At 71.4% G+C, this 9,395-nt stretch carries 9 protein-coding genes; 4 read left to right on the forward strand and 5 right to left on the reverse strand.

Annotation, left to right across the window (positions count from 1 at the left end; all coding sequences use genetic code 11):
- Positions 1 to 2,155 (reverse strand): prolyl oligopeptidase family serine peptidase (locus Q1N79_RS15820; protein ID WP_300609830.1); only part of this gene is annotated, 2,155 nt, incomplete at its 3' end.
- 165 nt (positions 2,156 to 2,320) lie between these two features.
- On the opposite strand from Q1N79_RS15820, the gene Q1N79_RS15825 reads away from it, so the two are divergent.
- Positions 2,321 to 2,833: an HNH endonuclease gene (locus Q1N79_RS15825; protein ID WP_300609831.1), complete on the forward strand. Its 513-nt coding sequence runs from the start codon at positions 2,321 to 2,323 to the stop codon at positions 2,831 to 2,833.
- Between the two features lie 101 nt (positions 2,834 to 2,934).
- Here the strand turns inward: Q1N79_RS15825 and Q1N79_RS15830 are convergent, their stop codons facing one another.
- Together Q1N79_RS15830 and Q1N79_RS15835 are read right to left on the reverse strand one after the other, a co-directional pair.
- Positions 2,935 to 4,290, reverse strand: coding sequence for an MFS transporter (locus tag Q1N79_RS15830; RefSeq protein ID WP_300609832.1), 1,356 nt, complete (start codon positions 4,288 to 4,290; stop codon positions 2,935 to 2,937).
- Positions 4,291 to 4,315: 25 nt separating this feature from the next.
- The gene (locus Q1N79_RS15835; protein ID WP_300609833.1) at positions 4,316 to 4,975 is read right to left on the reverse strand and encodes a winged helix-turn-helix domain-containing protein; all 660 of its coding nucleotides are present in this window, start codon (positions 4,973 to 4,975) and stop codon (positions 4,316 to 4,318) included.
- An 80-nt stretch (positions 4,976 to 5,055) separates the two neighbouring features.
- Between Q1N79_RS15835 and Q1N79_RS15840 the strand changes: the two genes are divergently transcribed.
- Positions 5,056 to 5,961 carry a TIGR03620 family F420-dependent LLM class oxidoreductase gene (locus Q1N79_RS15840; protein ID WP_300609834.1) on the forward strand — a complete coding sequence of 302 codons (906 nt, stop codon included), beginning with the start codon at positions 5,056 to 5,058 and terminating at the stop codon, positions 5,959 to 5,961.
- Between the two features lie 56 nt (positions 5,962 to 6,017).
- Here the strand turns inward: Q1N79_RS15840 and Q1N79_RS15845 are convergent, their stop codons facing one another.
- Positions 6,018 to 6,830, reverse strand: a complete 813-nt coding sequence (locus Q1N79_RS15845) for an alpha/beta hydrolase (RefSeq protein ID WP_300609835.1) — start codon at positions 6,828 to 6,830, stop codon at positions 6,018 to 6,020.
- A gap of 128 nt (positions 6,831 to 6,958) precedes the next feature.
- On the opposite strand from Q1N79_RS15845, the gene Q1N79_RS15850 reads away from it, so the two are divergent.
- Positions 6,959 to 8,101 (forward strand): acyl-CoA dehydrogenase family protein, encoded by a 1,143-nt coding sequence (locus tag Q1N79_RS15850; RefSeq protein WP_300609836.1) that lies wholly within the window; start codon positions 6,959 to 6,961, stop codon positions 8,099 to 8,101.
- A gap of 307 nt (positions 8,102 to 8,408) precedes the next feature.
- A complete protein-coding gene (locus Q1N79_RS15855) occupies positions 8,409 to 8,729 on the forward strand; it encodes a hypothetical protein (protein WP_300609837.1) in 321 nt (106 codons plus the stop codon).
- On the opposite strand, the gene Q1N79_RS15860 is transcribed toward Q1N79_RS15855, so the two are convergent.
- A complete protein-coding gene (locus Q1N79_RS15860; RefSeq protein WP_300609838.1) occupies positions 8,687 to 9,058 on the reverse strand; it encodes a hypothetical protein in 372 nt (123 codons plus the stop codon). The two genes, Q1N79_RS15855 and Q1N79_RS15860, sit on opposite strands and share 43 nt — an antisense overlap.
- Between the last annotated feature and the right edge of the window lie 337 nt (positions 9,059 to 9,395).

Here is a 9,395-nt window from a genome sequence, read left to right on the forward strand (position 1 = left end):
CGAACGCCAGGCAGTCCCCGGCAAGCGCGGCCGACAGCGACACCGCCCGCTGCCCGTGCCCCACCTGGCCCTCCGCGCGCAGCAGCACCGGCCGCGACGACGCCGTCGCGTGCTGCAGCGCCGCGCACATCTTGTACGCGTGCAGCGGGTCCACCCGGGTGTCGTTGGTGAACACGGTGAACAGCACCGCGGGGTACGACGTGCCGGGAACGACCCGGTGGTACGGCGAGTACGCCAGCAGCCACGCGAGCTGATCAGGCACGGCCGCCGAACCGTACTCGGTGTTCCACGCCTCGCCCAGCCCGAACCGCTCGTACCGCACCATGTCGAGCAGCGGCGCCGAGCACACCGCGGCCGCGAACAGCGACGGCCACTGCGTCACCGCGGCCCCCACAAGCAGCCCGCCGTTCGACCCGCCCCACACCGCCAGCCGCTCCGGCGACGTGATCCCGGCCGAGATCAGGTACGAAGCCGCCGCGCGGAAGTCGTCGAACACGTTCTGCCTGCCGCCGAGCATCCCGGCGCGGTGCCACTCCTCGCCCTCCTCGCTGCCGCCGCGCAGCGCCGCGACCGCGTACACGCCGCCCGCCTCGACCCAGGCGAGGATGTTCGCCGCGTAACCCGGGGTCATGCTGATATCGAACCCGCCGTAGCCGTAAAGGATCGCAGATTTTTCTCCCGAACGATCCCGGCTTCCTCCCGCGGGCTCCACTATCACGATCCGGACCGGCGTGCCGTCCGCGGAGTGGTACGTGACCTGCGAGGCGACCACCGCCGGCGGATCGGAGACGGACCCGGGCGACGTCGCCCACGTGTCCAGGGCGCCGGCGGCGGCGTCGTAGCGCAGCACCACAGGCGGCGTCGTGTAGTCCGTGTACCCGAACCACGCCTCGTGCCCGCCCTCGGGCCGCTCGGCGATCCCGCCGACCGACCCGAGGCCGGGCAGCCCGATCGCCGACAGCGGCTCCCCGGTGGCCAGGTCGTGCACGGTGACCTCGCTGATCGCGTGCCTGGTGCGCGCCGCGACCAGCACCGGCCGGGGCAGCCCGTCCAGGATCGCGTACCCCCGCAGCACCGCGGCGGGGTCCTCCGCGATCAGGTCCCGCCATCCGGCCGGCCCGGGCGCGGCCGGGTCGGCGACGCAGATCCGCCCGCGCGGCGCGTCCAGGTCGGTGAACACGTACAGCCGGCCGTCCCGCCCGGCCCGCAGCGACGTCCGCGCGTCCAGGCCCACGGTGACCGGCACCAGCACGGGGGCGGCCGGGTCCGACGCGGTCAGGTCGGCGAGCCACACGTCGTCGCGCGGCGCGGTGCCGATGGAGGCCGAAATCACCAGCCACCTGCCGTCCAGGCTGACGCTGACCCCGTAGTAGGTGGTCTTGTCCCTGCCTTCGCCGAACACCAGCGCGTCCGACTCCGGCGCCGTCCCCACGACGTGCAGGTACACCCGGCGGTGGAACTGGCTCTCGCCCGCCGGGACGGCCTGCGGCGGCAGCCGGCGCACGTAGTAGAACGCCTTCCCGCCGGGCAGCCACGCCACGCCCGAGTAGCGGCACCGGTCGATCGGCCCGTCGACGACCTCGCCCGAGGCCACGTCGAGCACCCGCAGCAGGGCCTCCTCGTCGCCGCCCGTCGACAGCTGGTACGCCAGCAGCCGCCCCTCCTTGTCCGGCTGCCAGTAGTCAAGCGTGGTCCGCCCGGACAAGTCGATCGCCACCGGATCGACAAGCGCCCGCACGCCCGCCCCGCCCTCCGCGGCGCCACCGGTCGCCACGGCGCCCGCGACTATCTCATCGGTCACGGCATCTGTGCCATCCGCCTCCGCCGTCACATCCCCCGCATCCGCCACGTACAGCACCCCGTGCTCCTGGTCCGGGTCCCGCCGCGTGTAGAAGCGCGCCGTCCCGCGCCAGGCGGGCACGCCCACGTACCCGACCCGCAGCAGCTCGCCCACCCGGGCCGCGAACGCGTCGCGCCCGGGCAGCTCCGCCCGGTAGGCGGCCCAGAGCTCCTCCTCGGCCGCGAGCCACCGCCGGGTCTGCGCCGAGCCGGCGTCCTCCAGCCAGCGGTACGGGTCCGCGACCCGGTGCCCGAACAGGTCCTCGACAAGATCCTCGTGCCGTGCGGGCGGGTACTGCGCGCGAAATGATCCCATGTGCGCACCCTAACGTTTGGTCGTTACTCCCCATTAACCAAGAATGCACGGAGGGACTAGTACGCTTACAGTGTTGGCGGAGGCACGTGGCTTCGGTCACGCCAGGAATAACCGTGCCCTGGTGATGCGAGCGGCGCCTCACGACCGGTGCCTGCGGAGGTGCCAGTGCGACGAGTGCTGCTGCTCAACGTGACCTATGAGCCGCTGACCACGGTCGGGCTCAGGCGCGCGGTGTGCCTGGTGCTCTGCGAAAAGGCAGAAATCGTGCACGACGACAGCGACGGCCAGCTGCTGCACTCTGCCTCGGTCTCGCTGGCCACGCCGTCGGTGATCAGGCTCCGCCGCTACGTGCGCATCCCGCATCGCAACCGGGTGCCGCTGACCAGGGCGGCGCTGATGCGCAGGGACAACTACAAGTGCGCCTACTGCGGCCGGCACGCCGAAACGATCGACCACGTGGTCCCGCGCAGCCGCGGCGGCCCGCACACCTGGGAGAACTGCGTCGCCTCGTGCACGATATGCAACCACCGCAAGGCGGACCGCCTGCTTGACGAGCTCGGCTGGACGCTGCCGGTGGCGCCAGTCGTGCCGCGCGGCGCGCACTGGCGGCTGATCGGCGCCCAGTTCGACGGCGACCCCCAGTGGGAGACCTACCTGGGCGCGATCACCGCCGCCTGACCCGGCGGAGCGCCCGGCCCGCCCGGGCCCCGGCCGGCTGTCTCACATGCTGAGACCGCTGGCAGACAGCCCGCAAGGCGCGCCGCCACCGTATTGGGCGATCAGGCCGGGTCCGAGGCGAGCTCACCGGCGGCGTCGGGCCGCGCCCGGATGCCGAAGTCGCGGAATTCGCGCTGCGTCAGGCCGAACAGCATGGCCGCCGCGATCAGCACCCCGCTGATCGCGAAGACCGGCGAGGGGCCGAGGTGGCGGGTGAGCACTCCGGCGATGGCGGTCGCGACGGGGAAGCTGCCGACCCCCGCGAGCATGAGCAGCCCCATCACGCGGCCGATCATCGCCGGCGGAGCCCACTGCTGGAGCAGCGTGAGGGAAAGGACGTTGTCGACCCCGAGCGCCAGGCCGAAGACGGCCATGCTGGCCGCCACGCCGGGCAGCCCGCCGACGAACGGCGCGACGCCGATGGCCAGCGCGGCGACCATGAACGCCACGGCGAGAATCGCGATGGGCCGGCGGATGCCGCGCAGGCGCGTCACGATGATCGTGCCCACCAGGCTGGCTACCGCGATGCAGCTCAGGACCGCGCCGTACCCGCCCGCGCCGTACCGCGCGTGCGCGAGCGCGGGGAGCGCGACCTCGGTGGTCCCGGTGAGCGCGAAGTTCGCGGTCACCGACACCACGAGGATGATCTGCAGGATGCGGGCCTGGAGCAGCAGCCTCCACACGCTCGCCGGCGCGGTGGCCGGCCCGTCCGCCTGCCCCGCGTCGGCCGGGACTTCGTCCGCGGCCTCCGCGCCGGCCGGCGAGCGCCGCGCCGCGGCGCTCGCCATCAGCGCCAGCGACGCCGCGGACACCAGGTACGACGCCGCGTCCACGCCGAACGCGGCGGCCGGTCCGGCCGTCGCCACCACGACCCCGCCGAGCACCGGGCCGACCAGCGACCCGACCTGGATCAGGCCGGTGTACACGGCGTTGGCCGCGGCCAGCTGCCCCGCCTCAAGAAGTGACGGCATGATCGCCATCGAGGCCGGCATGAACAGCGCGGAAGCGCCGCCAAGCAGCGCGGCGACCGGCGCCAGCGCGGCGAGCGAGCTGATGTGATCGGCCGCGAACACGGCGAACACCGCGGTCAGCGCGCACCGTGCCGCGTCGGAGCAGAGCATGATCAGCCGCGGGCCGAGCCGGTCGGCGAGAGAGCCGCCCACCGTGATCAGCGCGGTTCGCGGTATCCCGTAGCAGGCGAGGACGAGCCCAAGCTGCGCGGCGCTGCCGTGGTTGGACAGCACGAGCCACGGAAGGGCGACCACGTAGCAGTAGTCCCCGACCGTCGAGGTGAACTGGCCGGCCGTGAGCAGCCGGAACGCCGGCACGCCCAGCGGCCCTGAGCGCCAGGCGGTCGCCATCCGGGCCATCCGGGCCAGCGGGGCGCGACGCCCCGGTCCCGGTTCCGTCGCGGTCATGTTCCCTCCACCGGGGGCACGACGCTCACTCGCCAGCGTCTGGTTCGAACCAGGGGATCAGGTCGGTCCTGACGTAGACGCGGCGGGCGGCGGGCGGGCGCTCGTCGCGGGACAGCCGGCGGTACTCCCCGACCACCTCGATCAGCCGCCCACGCAGCGTCGTGAGCTCCTCCGGGGTCGCGTGCACCACGTCGTGCGTGGCGCCCAGCGCCTCGCGCCACCGCCCCGGGTACTCCAGCTCCCTGTCGTGGTAGCCCTCCCGCAGCTCCTCGACGGACGCGTGCACGCTTTCGGCGAGCAGCCGCGCCGCGTCCCGCATGGCCGCAGTGGTGTCCGCGCCCTCCGGCATGCTGAACGCGACCACCCGCACCCGCCACGGCCGCTGCCTGCCGTCCGCGGCGCTGGCGAGGTCCTCTTCGACGAACCCGTACTGGGCCAGCGTGCGCAGGTGGTAGCTGCAGGCCGAGGGGGAGAGCCCGGCGACTTCGGCGCACTCGGTGGCGGTCGCCGGACCCTCGAGGCCGAGGAACTGCCAGATCGCGATCCGCGCCGGGTGGGCCAGCGCCCGCATCATCCGCGGATCGGTGAGCCGGAGCGGGTTGCCCGGTGTGCCGACCGCCGCAGGCGGCTGCTCGGCCGGGGGAGCCGGCCCGGTCCGTTCGGAATCATGATGATTTTCCGGCACACCTGAAAGAGTACTTTCGAAAGAAATGCTTCACAATGACCCAGGGAATGAATTTCCGCCCGCGGGAGATGACAGTGAGCATGACGATCGATGAGCTGCGCTCCCGGCTCGGGCGCGTCGGGATCTGGATGCCGCCGCCCGCGTGGATCGGGGCGGACCCGGCGGCGACCGCGGCCGCGATCGAGCGGGCCGGCTTCACGTCGGTGTGGATCGGCGGCGGCAACGCGACGCCGGACGCGTTCGAGCTGCTGCGGCCGCTGCTGGCCGGCAGCTGGCGGCTGATCGTGGCGACCGGGATCGCGAACATCTGGGCGTGGGAGCCCGCGCGGATGCGGGCGGACGCGGCCGCGCTGGCGGCGGAGTACCCGGACCGGTTCATCCTGGGGCTTGGCGTCAGCCACGAGCCGCTTGTCGCCTCGCTCGGGCACGCCTATGAGCACCCGCTGGCCAAGATGGAAAAGTTCCTCGACGAACTCGACCACCCGGCCGAGCACGGGGCGGACAGCGAACTGCCGCCGGTCGTGCTCGCGGCACTCGGGCCGCGCATGCTCACGCTGGCCGCCGAGCGCACCGCGGGCGCGCATCCGTATTTCACGCCGCCCGAGCACACCGCCTACGCCAGGAAGGTGCTCGGTTCCTCGCCGCTGCTCGTGCCGGAGCAGGCCGTGTCGCTGGCAGCCGCTCCTGCCGAGGGAAGGGCCGCGGCGCGCGCCTACGCGGAACGCTACCTGCGGATGCCGAACTACACGCGCAACCTGCGCCGGCTCGGCTTCGGCCCCGACGACCTGGCGGGCGGCGGCAGCGACCGGCTGATCGAGGCGATCATCCCGTCCGGCGCCGCCGGCGCCGCCGACCGGGTGCGCGCGCACCTGGACGCGGGCGCGGACCACGTGGTCGTCCAGCCGCTCACCGACGCGGGCGCCTTCGCCGCCGGCCAGCTGGATGACCTGGCCTCCGCCCTCGGGGACCTCATGCCGGGGAGCTGATGACGCGGACCTTATGCCTGGGCGCTCATGCCGCGGCCCGGGCTGCGCGGCGGCGGCTAGTCCTTCTGCCGGTCGATGAAGCCGCTCACGACCTCGAAGAAGTCGGCTTCCCGCTCGATGTCGATGAAGTGGCCGCCGCCCTCGAGGACGGCCAGCTCGGCACCGGGGACGGCGCCGGCGATCTCCTGCGACAGCGGCAGCGGCGTGCAGAAGTCGTGGTCGCCGCAGATGACAAGCGCGGGCTGGGTGATCGCGCCGAGCTGGGCCAGCGTGTCGTGGGCCGCGATCATGTCGATGCGCTTGAGCGCGATCTCGCGGTCCCCGGGCGCCTCCGGGTTCGCCAGCACCCGGTCGACCCATGCCTGCACCCGCTCCGGGTTCTCCCGCGCGTACGTGGGGGAGAAGAGGAAGAGCGCGTAGCAGGAGTACAGGGTCCGCCTGTCCGACTCGGCGGCCAGCTTCCTGCGCACCTCGAACTCGCGGCGCACGAAGGCGTCGAAACGGGCGAAGGAGGACGCCATCGTGAGCGAGCGGACCGTATGGGGATGGTTCAGGGCCATGTACTGCCCGATGGCGCCGCCGGTCGACGCGCCCACGACGTGCACCGGCCCCAGGGCGAGGTGCTCCACGAGCGCGGCCATGTCGGCGGCGAGTTGCTGCGTCGTGTAGCCGTCCGCGGCATGCGTGGTCCGGCCGGTGCCGCGGTGGTCGGGGACGATGACGTAGTACCGCTCGGCGAACAGCTTGACCTGCGCTCCCCAGCTTGTCCCGACGCCACCGAGGCCGGCGACGAGGAGGACCGGGGGATTGGCGGGATCTCCGTGCACCTCGTAGTACTGCGAGATTCCCTGCGTGCTCAGCACGGCCATAATGAGACCTCCTAACGGAACGGATCAGCTCTGTTCCGTATTCTAGGACGTGCACCTCCGGAACGCAACAGCTCTGTTCCGATATAGCGCGCTGGTGCCGCCGCACCCAGGGCGCCTACCGTGGTGTCATGCGACGTGACATCTTCACCGACGAGCATGAGGCGTTCAGGGACATGGTCCGCCAGTTCATCGCCCGCGAGGTGACCCCCTACCACGAGCAGTGGGAACGCGACGGCGTGGTGTCTCGCGACGTGTGGCGGGCGGCCGGGCGAGCCGGCCTGCTCGGCATCGACATCGACGAGAAGTACGGCGGCGGCGGCAACCCGGACTACCGGTACTACGCGGTCATGAACGAGGAGTTCGCCCGCGCCGGGGCGACCGGGCCCATGTTCAACGTGCACAACGACATGATCGGCCGGTACCTGGACCGGCTGTGCACGCCCGAGCAGCGGGAGCGCTGGCTGCCCGGCTACTGCTCGGGCGACCTGATCGCCGCGATCGCGATGACCGAGCCAGGCGCGGGCAGCGACCTGCAGGGCATCCGGACAACAGCCACCCGCACAGGCGACCACTACGTCCTCAACGGGCAGAAGACCTTCATATCCAACGGGCAGCTAGCCGACATCGTCATCGTGGTGGCGCGCACGGACCCGGCGCAGGGGCACAAGGGGATCAGCCTGCTCGTCGTCGAACGGGACATGCCGGGGTTCGCCCGCGGCCGGAACCTGGACAAGATCGGCCTGCACGCCCAGGACACCTCCGAGCTGTTCTTCACTGACGTCCGCGTTCCCGGAGCCAACCTGCTCGGCGCCGAAGGCGGCGGGTTCGTCGCCCTCATGCAGAACCTGCCCCGCGAGCGCGTCACGATCGGCGTGTTCGCGCTCGCGGTCGCGGACAAGGCCTTCGAGGACACGCTGGCCTACGTCAAGCAGCGGCAGGCGTTCGGGCAGCCGATCGGCAGCTTCCAGCACAGCAAGTTCCTGCTCGCCGAGCTGGCGACCGAGCTCGCCGTCGCCCGCGCCTTCACCGACAAGGCGATCGCGGCCCACTGCGACGACGAGCTGTCGGTGCAGGAGGCGTCCATGGTCAAGTGGTGGGACACCGAGCTGTGCAACCGCGTGACCGACCGGTGCGTCCAGCTGCACGGCGGGTACGGCTACATGCGCGAGTACCCGGTCGCGCGGGCCTGGGCCGACAGCCGCGTGCAGTCGATTTTCGGCGGCACCACCGAGATCCAGAAGGAGATCATCGGCCGCAGCCTGGGCCTGTGAGCCTGACCAGGCGTGCGGAGCCGTCATAGCCAGTCGTCTGACCAGCGTGCCAGGCACCGGCAGGGTCAGCTTTCATGATCATGGGTCAGTGGTGTCCTATACGACCACCAGCGACCCATGATCATGGAAACCGGGGCCGCCGGGCGCCCTGCCCGGTCCCGGAATATCCGGATAAAACGGCATATGCCACCGCATACCCCCACCCCCTCCGCCGCCTCCACGACCCGTCCGGCCACCTCGCTGGTTTCGCAGCCGGCATCGCCCCGATCGCGCAGCCTTCCGTAACCCGCACCGTTGAGAATCTATAGTGACCATCCTCATCGGGGAACGGCGGTCGCTGGCCGGTGACACCAGGTTCGCCGAGTTCGTCGATGACGCTGCCGCCACCTCGCTCGGCCGCCTGATCGACGCCGTGGCCGACGTCCACGGCGACGGGCAGGGGTACCTGACCGCGCGAGCCTACTTCGGCCCCCTGATCGCGTTCGTGCTGCTGCGGGACCAGCTCGGCATGGCCTCGATCCGTCCGGTCGACGCCACCGTATACATCCGCCACCTGGCCAAGCTCACCGCACGGGGAACCCGGTCTCAGTTCGGATCGGGGTGTGTAACTCCCCGTACTGCGGGTTGATCGGGCTTCTGTGCTGCTACGCGAATGGCCTTCGATCGGTTACCGGCCGCATTGTAATAGTCGCTGGAAGGCCGCCGCCAGAGCAAGACGACTGCGCTAAGGCCGGTCAGCCAGTACACGAGGAAGAACGTGAATGACACGACGAGGAAAGTTACCGTGATGTGGAGCGTAATCAGCCAGGCCAGAATCAGCGGTTCCACTATCGTCAGAAAGCCGAAGAACACCGTCGCCATAATCCGGGCCCAGGACCGGCCGCCCTTGTTGGCCTGCGCCATCCAGAGCCACAGGCCGGTAGCGATCAGGGCGCCCAAGATGACCACCAACGCCACCATTACTTGCCAGCCAGTGCTATGAGCAGAAGACCCACGACGAGGATCACGGGCAGCGCGGCGCCCGCGTACATGATTCGTACGGCATGCACGATGGATTTCGGCGGCGCTGGCCTGGCGGTCGGCTCACCGGCTCCGGGGACCTCGGAACCGGCGGCCCAGTCTCCCGCGCCGACGTTCCGTGCGGCCGGTGCCGGCGGACCGCCTGCCCGCGCGCCGGTTACGGTGACGGTAGCGTGAGTGACGGCAGCCCCGGCCGGCCAGGCAGCCTGGGTTACCGGGTGATCGGCGGCCGGCTTATCCGGTTGCGGGATGACGCCCGGGCTGGAGTGGTACG

The organism is Trebonia sp. (assembly GCF_030042015.1).
Taxonomy (GTDB): Bacteria; Actinomycetota; Actinomycetes; order Streptosporangiales; family Streptosporangiaceae; genus Trebonia.

Bases quoted from the DNA above. Each gene is read 5' to 3' on its own strand.
- Q1N79_RS15830 (WP_300609832.1), bottom strand. From the start codon at position 4,290: ATGACCGCGACGGAACCGGGACCGGGGCGTCGCGCCCCGCTGGCCCGG.
- Q1N79_RS15840 (WP_300609834.1), top strand. From the start codon at position 5,056: ATGACGATCGATGAGCTGCGCTCCCGGCTCGGGCGCGTCGGGATCTGG.
- Q1N79_RS15845 (WP_300609835.1), bottom strand. From the start codon at position 6,830: ATGGCCGTGCTGAGCACGCAGGGAATCTCGCAGTACTACGAGGTGCAC.
- Q1N79_RS15850 (WP_300609836.1), top strand. From the start codon at position 6,959: ATGCGACGTGACATCTTCACCGACGAGCATGAGGCGTTCAGGGACATG.